Annotated in this window: 14 protein-coding genes and 1 pseudogene; 2 read left to right on the forward strand and 13 right to left on the reverse strand. The window is 70.5% G+C overall.

Annotation, left to right across the window (positions count from 1 at the left end):
• Positions 1-13 precede the first annotated feature (13 nt).
• From QWI33_RS07955 to QWI33_RS07965, 3 genes and pseudogenes are all read right to left on the reverse strand, one after another.
• A pseudogene (locus tag QWI33_RS07955) lies at positions 14-355 on the reverse strand (anthrone oxygenase family protein); the annotation flags it as partial.
• A gap of 59 nt (positions 356-414) precedes the next feature.
• Positions 415-978, reverse strand: a complete 564-nt coding sequence (locus tag QWI33_RS07960) for a dihydrofolate reductase family protein (protein WP_289956544.1) — start codon at positions 976-978, stop codon at positions 415-417.
• Between the two features lie 5 nt (positions 979-983).
• The gene (locus QWI33_RS07965; RefSeq protein ID WP_289956546.1) at positions 984-1,568 is read right to left on the reverse strand and encodes a dihydrofolate reductase family protein; all 585 of its coding nucleotides are present in this window, start codon (positions 1,566-1,568) and stop codon (positions 984-986) included.
• An 83-nt stretch (positions 1,569-1,651) separates the two neighbouring features.
• On the opposite strand from QWI33_RS07965, the gene QWI33_RS07970 reads away from it, so the two are divergent.
• Positions 1,652-2,227 carry a TetR/AcrR family transcriptional regulator gene (locus tag QWI33_RS07970; RefSeq protein WP_289956548.1) on the forward strand — a complete coding sequence of 192 codons (576 nt, stop codon included), beginning with the start codon at positions 1,652-1,654 and terminating at the stop codon, positions 2,225-2,227.
• A 93-nt stretch (positions 2,228-2,320) separates the two neighbouring features.
• Here QWI33_RS07970 and QWI33_RS07975 read toward each other — a convergent pair whose 3' ends face one another.
• The 8 genes from QWI33_RS07975 to QWI33_RS08010 all read right to left on the reverse strand — a co-directional run bounded on the left by QWI33_RS07975 (position 2,321) and on the right by QWI33_RS08010 (position 12,070).
• Entirely contained in the window at positions 2,321-2,722 is a 402-nt protein-coding gene (locus QWI33_RS07975; RefSeq protein WP_289956549.1) for a hypothetical protein, read from the reverse strand.
• Positions 2,723-2,913: 191 nt separating this feature from the next.
• Positions 2,914-4,971, reverse strand: a complete 2,058-nt coding sequence (locus QWI33_RS07980; RefSeq protein ID WP_289956550.1) for a hypothetical protein — start codon at positions 4,969-4,971, stop codon at positions 2,914-2,916.
• Between the two features lie 54 nt (positions 4,972-5,025).
• On the reverse strand, positions 5,026-5,349 hold the full coding sequence (locus tag QWI33_RS07985; RefSeq protein ID WP_289956551.1) for a hypothetical protein: 324 nt from the start codon (positions 5,347-5,349) through the stop codon (positions 5,026-5,028).
• Positions 5,350-5,706: 357 nt separating this feature from the next.
• The gene (locus tag QWI33_RS07990) at positions 5,707-6,588 is read right to left on the reverse strand and encodes a carbohydrate ABC transporter permease (RefSeq protein ID WP_289956553.1); all 882 of its coding nucleotides are present in this window, start codon (positions 6,586-6,588) and stop codon (positions 5,707-5,709) included.
• Positions 6,585-7,496 carry a carbohydrate ABC transporter permease gene (locus QWI33_RS07995; protein WP_289956555.1) on the reverse strand — a complete coding sequence of 304 codons (912 nt, stop codon included), beginning with the start codon at positions 7,494-7,496 and terminating at the stop codon, positions 6,585-6,587. The genes QWI33_RS07990 and QWI33_RS07995 overlap by 4 nt, the downstream gene beginning before the upstream one ends.
• The gene (locus QWI33_RS08000; protein ID WP_289956558.1) at positions 7,493-8,842 is read right to left on the reverse strand and encodes an ABC transporter substrate-binding protein; all 1,350 of its coding nucleotides are present in this window, start codon (positions 8,840-8,842) and stop codon (positions 7,493-7,495) included. The genes QWI33_RS07995 and QWI33_RS08000 overlap by 4 nt, the downstream gene beginning before the upstream one ends.
• 56 nt (positions 8,843-8,898) lie before the next feature.
• Positions 8,899-9,960 carry a LacI family DNA-binding transcriptional regulator gene (locus QWI33_RS08005; RefSeq protein WP_289956560.1) on the reverse strand — a complete coding sequence of 354 codons (1,062 nt, stop codon included), beginning with the start codon at positions 9,958-9,960 and terminating at the stop codon, positions 8,899-8,901.
• Between the two features lie 88 nt (positions 9,961-10,048).
• Positions 10,049-12,070, reverse strand: coding sequence for a glycoside hydrolase family 31 protein (locus QWI33_RS08010; protein WP_289956563.1), 2,022 nt, complete (start codon positions 12,068-12,070; stop codon positions 10,049-10,051).
• A gap of 238 nt (positions 12,071-12,308) precedes the next feature.
• Between QWI33_RS08010 and QWI33_RS08015 the strand changes: the two genes are divergently transcribed.
• Complete coding sequence (locus QWI33_RS08015) at positions 12,309-12,674, forward strand: VOC family protein (protein ID WP_289956565.1); 366 nt, start codon at positions 12,309-12,311, stop codon at positions 12,672-12,674.
• 33 nt (positions 12,675-12,707) lie between these two features.
• On the opposite strand, the gene QWI33_RS08020 is transcribed toward QWI33_RS08015, so the two are convergent.
• Together QWI33_RS08020 and QWI33_RS08025 are read right to left on the reverse strand one after the other, a co-directional pair.
• Positions 12,708-13,715 carry a LacI family DNA-binding transcriptional regulator gene (locus QWI33_RS08020; protein WP_289956567.1) on the reverse strand — a complete coding sequence of 336 codons (1,008 nt, stop codon included), beginning with the start codon at positions 13,713-13,715 and terminating at the stop codon, positions 12,708-12,710.
• 114 nt (positions 13,716-13,829) lie between these two features.
• A complete protein-coding gene (locus QWI33_RS08025) occupies positions 13,830-17,423 on the reverse strand; it encodes a LamG-like jellyroll fold domain-containing protein (protein ID WP_289956569.1) in 3,594 nt (1,197 codons plus the stop codon).
• Between the last annotated feature and the right edge of the window lie 101 nt (positions 17,424-17,524).

Genomic DNA, 17,524 nt, shown 5'->3' on the forward strand with positions numbered 1-17,524 from the left:
TCCAGCGCGACTCGATGCTCGCGCGCAGCGCGGCCGGGTCGGTGACGGCGGCCGGGTCGCCCGCGGCTTCGAGGCGCTCGTTCATGGGCACGTTCACCGCCACGGTCCCGATGAACATGACCAGGGCCGACACGAGGGCCAGCAGGATCCACGGGGACGCGGCGCGGTCGCCCGAGAACCAGTCCAGCGCCAGGGCCGCGCCGGTGAACAGCACGGAGCCGAGGAACGCGGTCATGAACCAGCCGTTGAGGATCACCCGGTTGATCTGCTGCATCCCGGTGATCCAGCCGCGGTCGTCGAGGACCTTCAGGCCGGGCATCACCGCGTACGAGAACCCGGTGAAGAGCCCGGCCATGAGGCCGACGCTGAGGGTGGAGGCGAGGAGCGCGAGGAGCTGGAGGAGTTCCAAGGGGGCTAGGCCTTTCGGTAGGTCTGGATCGCCGCACCCGAATCGAAGGTGCGGTTCCCCGTGAGCCTAAAGGTCGTCGGTTCGTAGGCGCCCGCGAACATGGGGATGCCCCCGCCGAAGCGCACCGGGTAGCGCTTGACGACGATCTCGTCGATCTCGTCGATGAGCGCGGCGGCGAGCCGCCCCCCGCCGCAGAGCCAGATGCCGAGGCCCGCTTCGGTTTTCAGGTCGCGGACAAATGCGGCGGGGTCGGAGCCGACGACCTCGACGTGCCCGTTCGGCTCCAGCGTGCGGGAGCAGACGTACTGGCGCAGGTGGGCGTACGGGCTGGGAGTGCCGCCCGCCCGGTAGGTGGCCGCGCCCATGAGCACGGTGTCGTACAGCCGATTCGGGGCGTCGGCGAGGCCGGCGGCCTCGCGGAACGCGGTCGGCACGGTCTCCGGCCGTTCGGCGTTCATCGCGGCGGCGACGTCGAGCTCGATCGGCAGGGCGTCGAACTCCCCGTCGGGGCCCGCGATGCAGCCGTCCAGGGAGGTCCCGATGTAGTAGGTCAGGGATCGGTTCGTCAAGGAGGCTAGGCCTTTCGGTAGGTCTGGATCGTGGCTCCGGACTCGAAGGACCGGTGCTCGGTGAGCGTGAACGGCGTCGGATCATAGGCGCCCGCGAACATGGGGATGCCGCCGCCGAAGAGCACCGGGTAGCGCTTGACGATGATCCGGTCGATCTCGGGGGCCACCGCGGCGGCGAGGTTCGCGCCGCCGCAGAGCCAGATGCCCTTGCCTTCGCGCGCTTTGAGGTCGCGCACGAAGGCGAGCGGGTCCCCGGAGACGAAGTTGACGTCCTTGTCGGTGTCGGCGCCGAGGCTGTCGGTGAAGACGTACTGCTCCATGTGGGCGTACGGGCTCGTGATGCCCATCGCCAGGCCCGGGTCGTAGGTGCGGCGGCCCATGACGAGGGTGTCGAAATGGAGGTTCGGGGCGGCGTCGATCCCGAAGGACTGGCGGGCGAAGCCCGGGAGGGTCTCGGGCCACTCCTGTTTGATCGCCTCGAGGACGTCGGCGAACACCATGAGCGGTTCGACCTCGTCGTTCGGTCCGGCGATGAAGCCGTCGAGCGAGGTGCCGATGTAGTAGGTCAGTTCGCGGTTCTGCTCGCGCATGCACACTCCGTTTGAAGTACTATGAATGAAGTGGTTTGAACTTACCACTACACCCGAAGTGGTGTCAACTCTTGGAGTGGAACATGCGCCAGAACCCGGAGCGCCGGACGGCCTTGATCGACGCGGCCATAGAAGTACTCGCCGACCAGGGGGCGCGCGGCCTCACGTTCCGGGCCGTCGACGGCCAGGCGGGCGTGCCCGTGGGCACCGCGTCGAACTACTTCGCGAACCGCGACGCCCTGCTGACGCAGGCGGGGCAGCGGGTCTTCCAGCGGCTCGACCCGGGCCCGGCGGTGGTGGGCGAGGCGCTCGCGCTGCCGCGCACGCGCGAGTCCGTGGACCGCCTCATGCACGAGATGGTCGAGCGGATCACCGACTTCCGCTCGGGCTACCTGGCGATGCTGGAGCTGCGGCTGGAGGCCACGCGCCGCCCCGAGCTGCGCGAGGTGCTCACCAAGCAGATCCGCGAGAACGTGCAGGAGAACATCGACTTCCACCTCGACTCGGGGATGCCCGGGGACGCGGACACGGTCGTCATGCTCTACCTCTCGCTGAACTGGCTCATCCTGGAGCGGCTGACGCTCCCGGACGTCTTCGGCGAGGACCGTGCGGCGGCGCTCATCTCGGCCGCTGTCGACCAGATCGTGCCGCCGCAGTAGCCCGGCGCCACGACCGCCCCCGCCCGCCCCGCACGCCCGGTCACCTTGGCGTCCGCGGCATCGGATCCGGGACGGCGTCGAGCCCGGCCCCGGTCAGGAGGGCCGCTGCTGCAGCTTGGCCATCGTCTCGCTGATCTGCTGGCTCATCGCCGCGAAGTTGCGCAGCGAGCGGTCCTGCATCTCCGCGAACCGCTCGTTGACCGCGTTCAGGTCCGGCACCGGCTCGTCCGTGGCCGCGTGCTCGCGGTGCTTGTCGAGCGCCTCGTTGACCAGCCGCATGAGCTCGGGGCCGAGGTCGTCGGAACCGTCGCGGATCGCCCTGGCGCTCACCATGAGCTCCGAGAGCCGCCCGTCAGCGCCCACGGTGATGCGGATGCGGCCCTTCTCGTTCTCCACGGTGACCGGCTCGGGCGGGCCGACCTGGGTGCGGGCGGCGGCGCTCAACTCGGCGCGCGCGGCCGCCAACTGCTCGGCGATCTTGTCCTCACTGAACAATTCGGACTCCAGTCTCTCTCTTGCGGTGGAATGGCGATCGACGGTCGGACCTCGCCGACGCTTGCGAGCCGCAGGTCAGCGACCCCGGCGAGCCGCTGCGAGCGGCTGCGCCACAGCCGGAACCGCGGCACGGGGGCTTCGCCGAGGACGGCCCGCGAATGCCGCTTCGGCGACGCGGGCCCTCCGTTCGGCTACGCGTACGGGTCCTCTTCCTCGTCCTCGGGACCGCCGCCCCAGACGTCCTCGTCCTCGGCGATCCAGAACTGGCGCTCCATCTCCTTGTCCTCGCCGCCGGGACGCTGGCCGCCGCCCGCGACGCCGGGGGCCATCATGCCGCCCGCGCCCGCCGCACCGCGACCGCCGGCACCGGCCGCACCGGCACCCGCTCCGCCCGCGCCGAGGGCGCCGCCGAGGCCGCGACCGCCGCCGGCCCCCGAACCGAGGCCGCTGCCCCGGCCGCCCGTGGAACCCGGAGGGGCCCCGCCGCCGCTGGTGCCGCCCAGGCCCTTGCCTCCGAGGCCGCCCGAGGAGCGGCCCGAATCGAGCTTGCGGGGTCCCGTGCCGCCCGAGCCCGGGGTGAGCCCGGTGCCGCGGCCGGAGTCCAGCTTGCGCGGGCCCGAGGAGCGCGGCGGCGTGATGCCGCGCGTCCCGCTCGGTGTCGGCGTGACCATCGGGGGCGGCAGGTGGCTGCTGCCCGGGCCGAGCCCGGAACCGCCGATGCCGCTGGGCGGCAGCGTGGTCGGGCCGCCGCTGGCGAGACCGCCCGAGACGTCGTCAGGGTCGGGGGCCGAGTTCCACGGGTTGTCGTCGAGACCCTCGAGACCCGTGCCGCCCGAGTAGTCGCCCGGCGGGACGCCGCCGCCGTTCGGGCCGAGCCCGTTGGCGCCGCCCAGGGAGTCGAGGCCGCTCCCGCCGCTGTAGCCCGCCGGGAGGTTCCCGCCGCTGCCGGTGAGGTCGTCCGGGTCCGTGGCCTTGAACGGGTTCTCGTCGTTCAGCGAGCTGAGGTCCCCTGAGCCGTTGACGCCGCCCGGCGGCGTACCGCCGTTGAACCCGCTGCCGTTCAAGCCGTTGTCGCCCAGGCCGTTGCCGCCCAGGCCGCTCGAGTCCGGATTGGACCCCAGCGACTGCAGCGTCCCGGGCGGGGCCATGTCGTCCAGCCCCGCGCCCTCCAGGTCGGGCATGCCGCCGCCGTCGCCCGCGTCGAGCTCCGGCGGGTCGAACTTGTCGGTCTCGCCGTCGTTGAACGTGGTCTGCTCGCCCTTGCGCACGTCGGGAGCGATCTCCTGGACGTGGGCCTCGACGTTCGCGTGCCGCTCGGTCACCTCTTCGTTGACGCGGGCGGCCTCCTCCTCGAGCTGGTCGGAACCCTGCGCGCCCAAGGAGATCAGGCGCTCGTCGGCGAACTCGTCGGCCTTCTTGCGGGCCAGCTCCTCGCCCTTGAGACCGTCCACTTCGTACTCGGGGTTGGCGTTGACGTACTCGATCCACCGGTTGTAGGTGGTCTCGCGGCCCTCCTGGACCTCGTCGATCACCGTCGGGTCGAAACCGGCGAGTTCGACCGCCTTCGCGATCTCGTCGTTCTTGTGGATCTCGCAGTTCTTGAAGAACGGCGGCCGGATGTGGATCTGGTGCGAGCCGCAGCTGGTGCCCTGCATGTAGAACTTCGGCGCGGGGTAGACGCACGAGGTCCCGCCCTGCTGCTCGTAGATCTCCGCCTGCTTGTCGTCGAGCAGCTTGACCACGCCGCCCTTGCCGTCCTCGCCCGCGATGTCGCCGCTGACCGTCTTGCAGTTCTTGAGGACGGTCTCGGCCTGCTCCTCGAAGGCGTCGAAGTCGTCGCCCTTCCAGAAGCCCGACAGGGACGCCAGGCCCTCCTTGAGCTTCGGCGCGATCGACGCGAACTGCTCCTGGAACTCGACCCACTCGTCGCGGATCGTGTCGAGCGCGAAGTCCGCCTCGGGCTGCGGCCGGATCGAGGCGACCATGCTCTTGATGGACTTGCCCTCGGGGAGCATCATCGTGCCCTCGCGGGCGGCCTTGAGGCTGTCGATCTGCGCCGCCACGGGCACCGCGGACATGAGCTTCACCCAGGCCGGCTCGGCCGGGTCCTCAGTGGCGTTGGTGCACTCGTCGTGGCTGCACTGCGGGGAGACCTTGAGCGCGTTCTGCGCGGTCGTGAAGTCCGCGCCGCTCTGGCCTTCGGAGAGCTTCCCGTAGTCGGTGCGCTCGAACTGGTCCTCTTCGGACATGGCGGCTACTCGCTCTCTGCCTCAGGGTGGGTGGCGGTCGGGGGGCGCGGCGCGTCAGAGGAGGTCGGCATAGCCGTCCATCTCGCCCGCGGAGGTCGAGTCCGCCTCCTCGGCCAGGTCGGCGGAGTCGTTGAGGGTCTTGATCATCCCGTGCAGGGCCTCGCGGAGGTCCTGCAGGTTGTCCCAAGTGGTCTGGTGGAACGTCTGGTAGTTCGTGCGCGCGGTCGCGGAGGCGTCGAGCTGCCCGAACGCGGGCAGGAGGCCGAGGCGCTGGCCGTGCTCCATCCGGGGAATGAGGGACTCGAGGTGGTCAAGCTGCTCGCGGACGAGGGTGCGGTACTCCTCGAGCGCTTCGGTGTCGATTACTCGTTCGGCCATGAGGTCGCCTATCCGTTGGTGAACGGCGCCCTGACCCGGTGCCGGGACAGCGGATCGGTGAGCGCTCTCTGGGGCGCACACCCGCAGAGAGGGTTCGACTCGACTGGCGCGCGCGAGGAGCGGAGATGGCATCAATGATAAGCACACCTTCCCGAATACCGATGTTCGGCACCGGTCGCACCGAATGTACGTGAACGGATGCATACCAACGGGTTTCAATGTCTTCAGCAGGGTTGAGCTGCGGCGACGCCGAACCGCCGCCCGCCGTGGAGCGGACGGCGGCCCTCGAGTCCACAGAGGTGTGGTCGGATTCGTTACACGAAGTTCACTATTGAACGAGTTCGGTTCACCACTGGTTCACTGCTTCACCGCGCCCGCGACGAGGCCGGACTGCCAGTACCGCTGCAGGAACAGGAAGGCGATCACCAGCGGGACGATCGAGAGCAGCGAACCGGTGACCACCAGCGGGATCAGGTCCCCGCTCGCCCCGCCCGCCGCCGCGGCCTGGCCCTGCCAGCGCGCCAGGCCCACCGTGATCGGGTACAGCTCAGGGTCGTTGAGCATGATCAGCGGCAGGAAGTAGTTGTTCCAGGTGTGCACCAGGGCGAACAGCAGGACCGTCGCGAAGCCCGGTGCGAGGAGGCGCAGCACCACTTGGAAGAAGATCCGCAGCTCGCTCGCGCCGTCGATGCGGGCGGCCTCCAGGAGGCTGTCGGGCACCGCGGCCTCCACGTAGACGCGCATGAGGAGGAGCCCGAACGGGTTCACCAGCGAGGGCAGGATGATCGCCCAGGGCGTGTCCGCCAGGCCGATCTCGCTGAAGACCAGGTAGGTCGGGATCGCGAGCGCGGTGGTGGGGACCATGACCGCGCCGAGCACGATCAGGAACATGGTGCGGTTGCCTTTGAACCGGTACTTGGAGAAGCCGTACCCGGCGAGGGCGGCGAGGAGCGCGCCCCCGCCCGCGGCGGTGACCGCGTACAGGAGCGTGTTCCAGAGCCAGCGGAGGAAGACGCCGTCGTCCTGGGTGAGCGTGAGCTCGATGTTCGCGAGGAGGTGGAAGTCGTCGGAGAACCAGAGCCCGAAAGTGGAGAACAGGTCCTCGCTGGTCTTGCTGGAGGCGACGACGAGCCAGAACAGCGGGAGCAGGAAGTAGGCCGCGGCGGCGAGCATCCCGATGGTGAGGACGGTGCTGCGCCGGGGCTTGCGGCGGCGCGGCTTGATCGCGGTGGTGGTCATCGCCGGCTCCTGCGGTTGGTGGCGAACATGAAGGCGTACGAGCCGACCAGGATGACCAGGCCGAGCACGAACGAGACGGCGGCGGCGTAGTTGTACTCCTGGCCCACGAACGCGAGGTTGTAGGCGTACAGGTTGGGCGTGTAGGCGGCGTCGATCACGGTGGGCGCCAAGGACTGCATGAGCTGCGGCTCGTTGAAGAGCTGGAAGGCGCCGATGATGGAGAAGATCATGCAGACGGCCAGCGCCCCCTTGAGCGCGGGGATCTTGATGCTCCAGGCGGTGCGCCACTGCCCGGCGCCGTCGACGGCGGCGGCCTCGTAGATCTCGGCGGGCACCGAGCGCAGGGCCGCGTAGAGGATGACCATGTTGTAGCCGGTGAACTCCCAGAACACGATGTTGGCGAGGGAGCCGAGCATGAGGTTCGGCCCGAGGAAGTCGGGGGCACTCAGGCCGATCTGCTCGGCGATCTGCGCGAAGGGCCCGAAGTCGGGCCCGTAGAGGAAGCCCCACATGAGGGTCGCGATGACGCCGGGAACGGCGTACGGGACGAAGATGCCGAGCCGGGTGGTGCGCTTGAGGCGGACGAGGCCGGTGTCGAGCGCGAGCGCGAAGGCGAGCGCGGCGACCAGCATGATCGGCACCTGGATGAGGAAGAACAGGCAGACGCGGCCGATGCCGGTCCACAGCTGCTCGTCGCCGAAGGCGCGGGTGTAGTTCTCCAGGCCCACGAAGACGTTGCCGCCCACGAGCTGCTCGCGGAAGAGGCTGAAGTAGGCGGCGTAGAGGAGGGGGACGAGGAACATCAGGAGGAACACGATCATGAACGGGGCCACGAACATGTACCCGGCGAGCGTGCGCCTTCGCGCGCCGGCTTGGCGGCGGGTGCGGGTCTGGGTCGTCGCGGTCATGGCTTCCTCACCGTGAATCCTTGGTACTTCGCGTACTCTTCGATGCGCTCCTGCCACGCCTGCATGGCGGCGACGGCGTCGGCCTTCTCGGCCACGGCCGTGCCGACGGTGGCGGTGAAGTCGGCGAAGACCTTGTCCTGGAACGGGGCCCACTGGAAGTCGGGCGCGACGGTGGTGCCGATCTCGGCGAAGAGGCCGTTCACCTCCTGGCCGCCGTAGAACTCGAGGGGCTGACTTGTGAAGGCGGGGTCCTCGAGGAGCGCCTTGGTCGGCGGGTAGAGGAACTGCTCGTTCGCCATGGTCTCGGTCGACGCCGGGTCGGTGTTGATGAACTGGGCGAAGACGGCGGCGGCGATCGGGTTGCGGGTGGTGGCGAGCACCGCGGAGGTCGAGCCGCCCCAGTTGGAGGAGACCTCTTGTCCCGCATCCCATTGCGGGAGCGGGGCGACGCGCCAGAGTCCGGCGGTGGAGGCCGCGGCGGACTGGAGGAAGGTCGGGGCCCAGGCGGGGGCGATCCAGGTGGCGTACTTGCCTTTGTTGAGGGCCTGGTACCACTGGTCGGTGAAGTCGGCGTCGACCGCGATGAGGTCCTGTTCGGACAGGTCGCCCCAGTACCGGGCGACCTTCTCGGCCTCGGGCGAGGTGAGGTCGACGTTGAGGTCCGGGCCTTCGGAGCCGCCGAACGGATCGGCGCCGGCCTGCCAGAGCATCGCGGCGAAGAACGCGCCCTGCGAGGGCGCGAAGTTCGTCAGGTGCACCTCGGGGTCGGCCTCGCGCAGCCGCTGGGCGGCGGCGGCGAAGTCGTCCCAGGTCGCGGGCACTTCGATGCCGTGCGCGCGGAAGATGTCGTCCCGGTAGAGCATGCCCATGGGGCCGGTGTCCTGCGGGATCGCCCAGACTTCGCCGTTCGCGCCGCTCACCTGCGACCACGCGAACTCGACGAACTGGTCGCCGATCGCGGCGGCGCCGTAGGGGCCGAGGTCGAGCAGGTCTTCGGTGATGACGAACGAAGGGATCATCTGGAACTCGAGCTGGGCCACGTCGGGGGCGCCGTTCCCGGCGCGCAGGGCGGTGCGCAGCTTCGCGTAGTGCGGGTTGCCCTGGCCGGCGTTGACGACGTCGACGGTGATCGCCGGGTAGGCGTCCTGGAAGATCGCCACTTCCTTCTCGATGCCGGGGACCCAGGTCCAGAAGTTCAGTTCCGTGGGCGTCTGCATCGCCTCGTCGATCTGGGCCTGCGTCACGTGCTTCGGCGGGTCGACGGTGTGCCTGCCGCAGGCGGCGAGCGCCAGCGGGCCCGCCAACGCGGCCGTGAGGCCGGTCCTGCGACTGAAGCGGGGATTCATCCGGATCGGTCCTTTCCTGTTGCGCGCCATTGCGAATCAGGATTCGTCCAATGGCTCTACGGCGGGGACAGGGGTGAGGAGGTGGAGCGGGGCGGTGCGGTCGAGGAGCGGACGACGAGTCGGCGGCGCGGTGCGGCCGCCTTCGCCTCGGGTTCGGGGGCGGCGCCGGGCAGGAGCCGCATGAGGACGTCGAGGGCGTGGGTCGCATCGCCTTCGAAGTCCTGCTGGACGGTGGTCAGCGGCGGTGAGAGGTAGGCGGCGGCGGGGATGTCGTCGAAGCCGACGAGCGAGACGTCCTCGGGGACGCGTCGCCCGGCCTCGTGGAGCGCCCGGGCGACGCCGATCGCGGTGTCGTCGTTGGCGCAGAACACGGCCGTGGCCTCGGGCGGGAGGTCGAGGCCGGCGGCGTGGCCGCCGGCGGGGGTCCAGTCGCCCTCCAGGTGCGGGGGCGGTTCGATGCCGCGGGCGCGGTGGGCCTCGGCCCAGCCTTCGAGGCGTTCGCGGGCCTCCCACCAGTCGAGCGGCCCGGCCACGTGCCAGACCCGCTCGTGGCCCAGGTCGAGCAGGTGCTCGACGGCTTCGCGGCAGGACGCGGCGGTGCGGCCGCGGGTGAGGGCGACCCGCTCGGCGGGGAGGTCGCCGGCCTGGCCGAGGCTCACGATCGGCACCCCGGCGTCGGGGCGCACGTGCTGGCCCTCGTCGATGGGCTCGGAGAGGATGACGCCGTCCACGCCTTGGGCGAGCAGCCAGTCGATCGAGTCCTGGATCGCCTCCGGTTGGCCCTCGGGCGTGTTGGCGACCATGAAGGAGAGCCCGGCGGCGCGGGTGGCGCGTTCCAGGGCCACGAGCATGGAGGCCGGGCCGTAGAGGGCGGAGCCGAGCGAGACGACGCCGATGCGCTTGAAGCGGCCGGTGATGAGGGCGCGGGCGGCGGTGTTGGGGCGGAAGCCGAGTTCGGCGGCGGCGGCGAGGACCTTCTCCCGCAATGCCTCGCTCACGTAGCGCTCGTTGTTGACGACGCGGGAGACGGTCTTCTGCGAGACCCCGGCCAGGCGCGCCACATCGGTCATGCCGGGCGGGCGGCGCCGGGCATCGTCGGAGGTCGCATGGGCGGTCATAGGGCTCCAGAATTGAGACTGACTACGTTGTCAGACGTAACCTACGCCTCGCTCCGGAGCCCTGTCAAGCAACGGCCCGATGAGTCGGTCAGATAGTACCGACCAGTGCCGCCAGCGCGCCGTCGCGTGCGAAGACCGGGATCACCTCGATCGGCGCCGCGGCGTCGATCCACCGCCCGCCCGCGTGCACCGCTCCAGAGTGGAGGTCGGTCCAGGACGCGCCCTCGGGCAGGTAGACGCGGCGGCTCGTCGCACCGGCCTCGATCACGGGGGCCACGAGCACGTCGGGGCCGAACATGTACTGGTCGCCCAGGTCCCAGCAGACCGGGTCCTGCGGGAACTCGTGGAACATTCCGCGCATGACCGGCTGCCCGTCGGTGTGGGCCTCGTCCATGAGGCGGCGGGTGTAGGGGCGCAGGGCCTCGCGGAGGCGCACGTAGCGGACCAGGATCTCGTAGACGTCCTCGCCGAAGCTCCACAGCTCGTTGGGAGCGCCGGAGTTGTTGCGCGGCGAGCCGTCGGCGGCCAGGACCCGCTCGCTCGGCTGGCGGTCGCCGTGCATGCGCATGACCGGGCAGAACGCCCCGAACTGGAACCAGCGGACCAGGAGCTCCCGGAAGCCCGGGTCCTCGATGTTCCCGCCGCCGAAACCGCCGATGTCGGTGGTGAACCACGGGATCCCGGCGACCCCCATGTGGACGCCGGCGGTGATCTGGCGGCGGAAGTCGGCCCAGTCGGAGTGGATGTCGCCCGACCACACGAGGGCGCCGTAGCGCTGGCTGCCGGCCCAGGCGCAGCGCACCAGGTTCACGATCTCCTCTTGCCCTGCGGCCCTTTGGCCCTCGAAGCACATGCGGGAGAACGCCTGCGGGTAGACGTTGCCGACCTCGACGTTCGGGCCCGCGTGGTAGCGGTAGTTGTCGAAGTCGTAGACCCCGTACTCCGGTTCGGCCTCGTCGAGCCAGAACAGCTTGATGCCCAGGTCGTGGTAGTTGCGCTTGAGGATCTCCCAGGCCTGCTCGCGGGCACGGGGGTTCGTCGCGTCCAGGAACATGCTCGGCCCCTGGAAGCTCATCTGGACGCCGTGGCCGCGCTCGGTGCGGACGAGGAGGTTCTCCTTCCTGAACGCGGCGAAGTTCTCGGACTCGGTCGAGACCTGCGGCCAGACCGAGACCATGAGTTCGACGCCCATGTCCTGGAGCTCCTTGACCATCGCGGCGGGGTCGGGCCAGAACTCCTCCTCGAAGCGGAAGTCGCCCATCTTGGGCCAGTGGAAGAAGTCCGCGACGATCACGTCGAGCGGCAGGCCGCGGCGCCGGTGCTCGCGGGCGACGTCGAGGAGCTGCTCCTGGTTCCAGTACCGCAGCTTGCACTGCCAGTAGCCGAGCCCGTACTCGGGCATGGCGGGGGCGTGGCCGGTCGCGTTCGCGTAGGCGGCGCTGATCTGCGCGGGTGTCGAGCCGGCGGTGATCCAGTAGTCGAGCTGCCTGGTGGACTCGGCGATCCACTCGGTGCGGTTGGCGGCGAAGGTGGCCGTGCCGATCGCGGGGTTGTGCCAGAAGAACCCGTACCCGGCGCTGGACTGGACGAAGGGGACGCTCGCCTGCGAGTTGCGGTGCGCCAGCTCGAAGGTGGAGCCCTTGACGTCGAGGATGTCCTGCTGGTACTGGCCCATGCCGTACAGCCGCTCCCCCGCCGGGGGCTCGAATGCGGCGCGGAGCCGGTGGGAGCCGCCGGCCAGCGGCCGGAACTCGCGGGCGGTGAGCTTGAGCGCCCCGCCGTCCGGGATCTCGCGCAGCAGGGTGCGGCCCGAGGCGTCGCGGAATTCGAGGGTGCAGCGGTGGACGGCGTACTCGGTCTGCCAGTCCCAGCCGGCCCATGCGCGCATCACGACGGTGATCGCGCCGTTGACGATCGTCGCGGTGTCGCCGTCCACAGTGATCTCGACGTCGACCGGTTCGGGTTCGAGCAGCGCGAAGTCGGTGTCGGCCACGTCCCCCGAGGGGCTGCTGCGCACCCGCAGCGAGTCGCGGCCCCAGGCCTGCACGAGGAGGGTCTCGCCGTCGCCGCGCCAGACGACGGCGTCCGGGGAGGTCTCGAAAGTGTTCATCAGGCGCTCAACTTCCTCGTTGTCGGGCTCGCGCGGGGTTCGGCGCGCCGGACCGGGACCCGAGCCAGCGAACCGGTTCGCTGATGATCATGCCAAGTCGCGGGGCGCGCGTCAAGGCGTCGGGCTCCGCCGCCCGCCGTTTCGCGCAGCGGATGTCGGGGGTGGCCCATAGCATGGCGAAACCGGCCGCGGGTCGACTCCCGCGCCCCGGACATGACCGGCAATGAGGAGGCATGCAGTGTCCGACAAGGTCGAGGGCATCGGTGGAGTGGTCTTCCGGGCGAAGGACCCGCTCGCTCTGGCCCGCTGGTACGAGACGCATCTGGGCGTGGCCAACGGACTGGAGGGCACCGAGGTGTGGCGGCAGCAGGCCGGGCCGACGATCTTCGCCCCGATGACCGAGTTCCACAGGCTCGGCCCGCGCCAGGGCGTGATGCTGAACTTCCGCGTCGGGGACCTCGACCGGTTCCTGGACCGGCTCCGCGCCGAGGGCATCGCGATCGACGACGGCGTCGAGACCGAGGCCGGCGCCGGGCGGTTCGCGTGGATCACCGACCCCGAAGGCAACACGGTCGAGCTGTGGGAGCCCGAAGCCGGCTTGTAAGTGCGAGTGCCCCGCGACGCAGGCGGCGTCCCGTCAGGGCCTGGCCTGCACGCTCGACCTCTGGTCGAGCCGCGGCTCGATGAGCCGCTTTCGCGCCGGAGCCTGCGGGTGGGCGACGCGGTCGCACAGCATCTCCACCGCGGCCTCGGCCACGGCTTCGGGCCGGGATTCGACGGCCGAGAACGACAGGACGTAGAGGCGCGCCAGCTCGGCCGAGTGCAGCGAGACCACGTTCAGGTCCGCGGGGACCTCCAGGCGCAGGTCGCCGAGCACGAACGGCAGCATGGCGACCGCCGCGTCGTTGTGGATGAGCAGGGTCCGCGGCAGCGCCGGGTCCTGCAGCGCGGTGCGCAGCGTCGCGCGCACCTGCTCGGGACCCACGGGCACCGGCACGGGCACGAGCCGCAGCCCCCGGTCGGCCGCGCGGCGCAGCGCCGCCCGCTCGAAGCGGGTCGCGTACGTGGAGCCTGACTCGTACAGCTCCTCGGGCCAGCGCACGAACATGGCGTCCCGGTGGCCGGCGTCGGCCAGGTGGTCCACGAGCAGGTTGGCGGCGGCGGCGAAGTCGAGGTCCACGGCGTCGATGCCGCGCGGGTCCTCGGGGTTGCCGACGAGCACCGCCGGGTAGCCGGAGCGGCTGATCGGCTCCAGGCGCGGGTCGCCGTCGAGCACGTTGAGGAGGATCAGGCCGTCCACCTGGCGGGCCGCGATGACCCGCCGAACGGCTTCGGCCCCATCGGGTTCGGTGAGGAGCATGACGGCGTAGCCGCGCGCTCGCGCGGCGTCCGAGAAGGCCACCAGGTAGGTCGCCAGCGCGGGGCTGAACTCGGCTTCGTGGAAGCGGACGACGACGCCGAAGGTCATGGTGCGGGAGGTCGCGAGGGCGCGGGCGCCGGAGTTGACCGAGTACTCGAGCTTGGCGATGGCCGCTTCGATGCGGGCGCGGGTCTCGGGGGTCACGAACTTGCGTCCTGTCAGGACGGACGAGACGGTGCTGCGCGAGACGCCGGCCTCGCGCGCGACGTCGCCGATCGTCGCCACACCGGCTCCTCTCACTGCGTTCCTTCTCTGGTGCTGTCTGGGCGAGTGTATCGGCTCGCCCGGTCGGGTCGGGGGTGTCGGCGGCGGCCGGGGAGGCCCGGCCGCCGCCGCTCCTCAGTCGAACAGCGGGGTGAGGGTGATCCCGGCGGGGGTCGGCGCGGAATGCGAGCCCCCCCGGTCGCCGGGCCAGGTGTCGGAGCTGTAGCTGACCCCGTCGAACTGCGGTTTCTCCTCGCCGCTCACGCCGATCTCGTTCACCCCCTCCTCGAGTTCGACGACTACGGTGAGCTCCCAGAAGTTGTTCTCGTGGAACGAGTGCGGGAAGATCACGCGGATCGGCTCGGCGCCGTTGACGGAGACGAGCGCGTAGCGGGCCACCGGGTCGGGGTTGTAGTGCGTCGCCGGCGACTGCTCCTCGTTGGAGTAGCGGAAGGTCAGCGCGTAGGTCCCGGCCTCGGGGGCTTCGACGGCGTCGAAGGTGAGCGTGTTGCCGTTGCCGGGTTCGCCGCCGATGCCGGTGACGGCCTGGCCGCCGGAGGCGAGGGACAGGTCCGTGGCGGTGGCGGTGCCGGCGATCGTGCCGTCCTCGGCCTCGTAGGCGACCGGTTCGAGGGCGCCGGAGGGGGCGACGGTGAGCCGGTCGACCTGGAGGTGCTTGGCGCCCTTGACGACGATCTTGTTGACGCCGCCCAGGAGGAAGGCGTTCACGGTGCCGTCCTTGGCGGTGGTGACGCTCTCGCCGTTGACCTCCAGTTGGACCTTGCCCTTGCGGGCGGTGTCGAGGTCCAGGAGGGCCGCGGCGTCGGCGGGCGAGTAGACCCAGAAGGTCGCGGTGGCGCCCTTCGGGACCGAGGCGCCACTGGTGACGCTGTAGACCGGGGCCGCGCCTTGGAGTTCGGCGTACTCGGCCTCGTAGACGTCGGCGGTGTGCTCCGGGTTCGGCAGCGAGAGGTCGATCTTGTCGATGAGCACATCGCCGCTGATCGCGCCGCTGCCGTCGAGGCTCCTGGTGGCCAGGGTGATCTCGTGCTCCCCGGCGGTGAGCTCCACTGTGGTGTCGGTGTGGTCCCAGACGGTCCACTTGTAGCCCAGGGGCAGGAAGACCTCCTGCTCGGCGCCGCCGTCGACGCTGAGGAACATGTTGGTGGGGCCTTGGGCCTGCACCTCGGGGTCGGTGTTGAGCGAGCCCGCGAAGACGGAGAGGTCGTACTCGCCGGTTTCGGGGACGTCCACGGTGAACTTGAGTCCGTTGTCGGTGCCGGTGCGCATCCCGCCGACGTTGTAGCCGCCGGAGGTGTAGAACTTCGCGACGTTCGAGGGCGAGCCCTCCGGGCCGTTGACGTTCAGGCCGGCGCCCTGGAACTCGGCGTCCTCGGCCTCGTAGGAGGCCTCCCAGGCGGTGCGCGGTTCGGCGGCGCTGCCCGAGTTCGCGCCCGGGGTCACGATGACCTCGTAGGAGGATTCGGCGTCGAGTTCGGGCAGGTCGCCCGCGCCGAAGTGCACGGCCGCGTCGGCGGCGGGCGCGTCGAGTTCGGCGATCAACTCCGGTTGGGCGCTGTCGCCGAGCTGGCCGCTCCAGCCGATCTCGCGCACGGCCACATGGACCGTGTCTCCGAAGACGTCGGTGGGGACGTTGCCGAGCCGCAGCGTGTAGTCGCCGCCGGCGCCGCCGAGGAGCACGCGGCTCTGCTTCAGGCCCTCGTCGAGGGTCGCCACGCCCTGGAGGGTGTAGCTCTGACCCGGGTGCGGGGGCGTGACCGCCACGGTCTGGCCGCTCATCTGGCTGTAGGCGTGGAGGAGCCACCACTGGCCGTTGGCGCGGTTGGCCTGCACGGCGGAGTCGGAGAGGTTGCCGTCGATGTTCCAGTACGCGATGTCCCCGTACACCTTCGTGTCCTCGAGCGCGGAGATCCACTGGATCATCTGGCCGGGAACGGAGGTGTGGTAGTTGAAGGCGTACTCGGTGATGTTGATCGGCAGCTGCGTGCCCTCGTGCTCGGTGCCGGCGAAGAGCTCGGCCTCCCAGGCGCGGTACCGGTCCACATTGGTCCGGATTCGCGCGGGGTCGGAGAGCTCGTGCCACACCACGGCGTCGGGGACGGTCCCGGCCTCGACGGTGTGCGCCATGAAGCCCTCGACCTGGTTGTACAGGGTGCTGGTGTTGGGTCCGCCGATGCGGGCGTCCGGCAGCACCTCGTGGATCACGGCGTAGGCGCGGTCCCAGGCCGCGAAGAAGTCGTCCGGGTCGTCGAGCCAGCTCACCCGGTTGTAGCTCCACTCCCCCGTGCCGAACATGTTGCCCTCGGGCTCGTTGTACGGCATGAACACCACATTGGACTGCTGCTCGGCGGGGAGGGTCGCGACCTGCTCGGCCTGCGCCTTCAGCTTCGCCATGTAGAGGTCGAGCTTCTCCTCCGGGGTGTCGCCCGGCCACTGGTACGGGAAGCCGCGGTGGATGTCCGTCGCGTAGATGTAGACGTCGCCGTTGGAGGCCTCGACCAGCGGGCCGAGCACTTCGAGCGCGTCCGCGCCCGGGTGCTGCGGGCCGTCCTGGGCCTTGGTGGCCACCGTCGCGAGGTCGATGCCGTCGATGAGGTTCGCGGACGGCAGCCCCTCGTCGTAGAGGCCGTAGAGCGTGCCGGAGGCGCCGCCGAGGAAGTCGCCGGTGGGGCTGGCGAGGTCCACGTGGATGGCGTTCTCAATCACCTCCACAGTGGCCGAGACGGCGAGGTCGTGGCCGACGACCTCGCCGGACACGGTGAACGTGCCGGGCCTGCCGTACCGCTCGGCCGGGATGTCGTCCCAGGCGATGCCCACGTTGCGGCCGATGCCGTCGCTGAAGGCGGCAGGGGCCGCGGCGGGCAGTGCGGGCGCCTCGCCCACGACGGTGCGGGTCTCGAACGAGTCCTGCTGCAGCCCTTGGATGACGGGCAGCTCGCCGCCGTACAACCCGGCGACCTGCGCCGGGTCGAGGGCGAGGTCGTAGACCTGGAACTCGTCGATCGCGCCGTCGAAGAACGGGTGCCCGGACCAGAACGCCTTGCCGAGGAACCCGGAGGTCGCGCCGTTCGGGTTGTGCATGACCGCGTCGAGGTCGAGCTGCGCCTTCGTACGGCCGACTTCGACGCCGTTGAGGTAGTAGGCGATCGCTTCGCCGTCGATGGCGGTGACCGCCTGGACCCACTCCCCCGCCGGGAGCTTGCCGGTGCCGTCCACGCCGACCTCGGCGCCGCCGTTCACGGGCTTGATCGAGGAGCGGTTCGTGCCGGGGCCCTGGAAGGAGGGGGTCAGGAAGGTGGCGCTGTCCTTGTCCTTGCCGAGGTTGTAGGCCCACTGGAAGTCGGCGCCGCCGTCCCAGCGCAGCCAGGTGGCGATCGTCATCGCACTGCGGCCCTGGAAGAGTCCGTGCGGGACCTCCACATAGGGCGCGGTGGTCGAGCCCGAGGCGCCGCCGGTGAGGTCGAGTGCGGCGGAGCCGTCGGCGCGGCCGGGCACCGAGGGCGCCTGCGCGGCGTTGACGACGGTGCCGTCGAGGCCCGAGGGCGACAGGTCGTCCACGATGCCGTTCGCGACCTGCCCCTCCTCGAACGAGTAGGAGAGGATCAGGTGCTCGTCTAGGGGGTCCGCCGCGGCGGGCACCGCCGCCAGCGGCACGATCGCGAACGCGGCGAGCACGCTCGCCGCTCGCACTGGTGCTCGGGACTTCATGTCGACTCACTCTCGTCGTTGAGAAACCCGCCGGAGGGATCGCAAGCCAGCGAACCGGTTCGCTCAACACCGTACCGAGCCTGAACGCCCGTGGCAAGACT

The organism is Glycomyces tritici (genome assembly GCF_030403505.1).

Coding starts and splice junctions, on each gene's coding strand:
- QWI33_RS07965 (WP_289956546.1), bottom strand. CDS start 1,568: ATGCGCGAGCAGAACCGCGAACTGACCTACTACATCGGCACCTCGCTC.
- QWI33_RS07970 (WP_289956548.1), top strand. CDS start 1,652: ATGCGCCAGAACCCGGAGCGCCGGACGGCCTTGATCGACGCGGCCATA.
- QWI33_RS07980 (WP_289956550.1), bottom strand. CDS start 4,971: ATGTCCGAAGAGGACCAGTTCGAGCGCACCGACTACGGGAAGCTCTCC.
- QWI33_RS07985 (WP_289956551.1), bottom strand. CDS start 5,349: ATGGCCGAACGAGTAATCGACACCGAAGCGCTCGAGGAGTACCGCACC.
- QWI33_RS07990 (WP_289956553.1), bottom strand. CDS start 6,588: ATGACCACCACCGCGATCAAGCCGCGCCGCCGCAAGCCCCGGCGCAGC.
- QWI33_RS07995 (WP_289956555.1), bottom strand. CDS start 7,496: ATGACCGCGACGACCCAGACCCGCACCCGCCGCCAAGCCGGCGCGCGA.
- QWI33_RS08000 (WP_289956558.1), bottom strand. CDS start 8,842: ATGAATCCCCGCTTCAGTCGCAGGACCGGCCTCACGGCCGCGTTGGCG.
- QWI33_RS08005 (WP_289956560.1), bottom strand. CDS start 9,960: ATGACCGCCCATGCGACCTCCGACGATGCCCGGCGCCGCCCGCCCGGC.
- QWI33_RS08010 (WP_289956563.1), bottom strand. CDS start 12,070: ATGAACACTTTCGAGACCTCCCCGGACGCCGTCGTCTGGCGCGGCGAC.
- QWI33_RS08025 (WP_289956569.1), bottom strand. CDS start 17,423: ATGAAGTCCCGAGCACCAGTGCGAGCGGCGAGCGTGCTCGCCGCGTTC.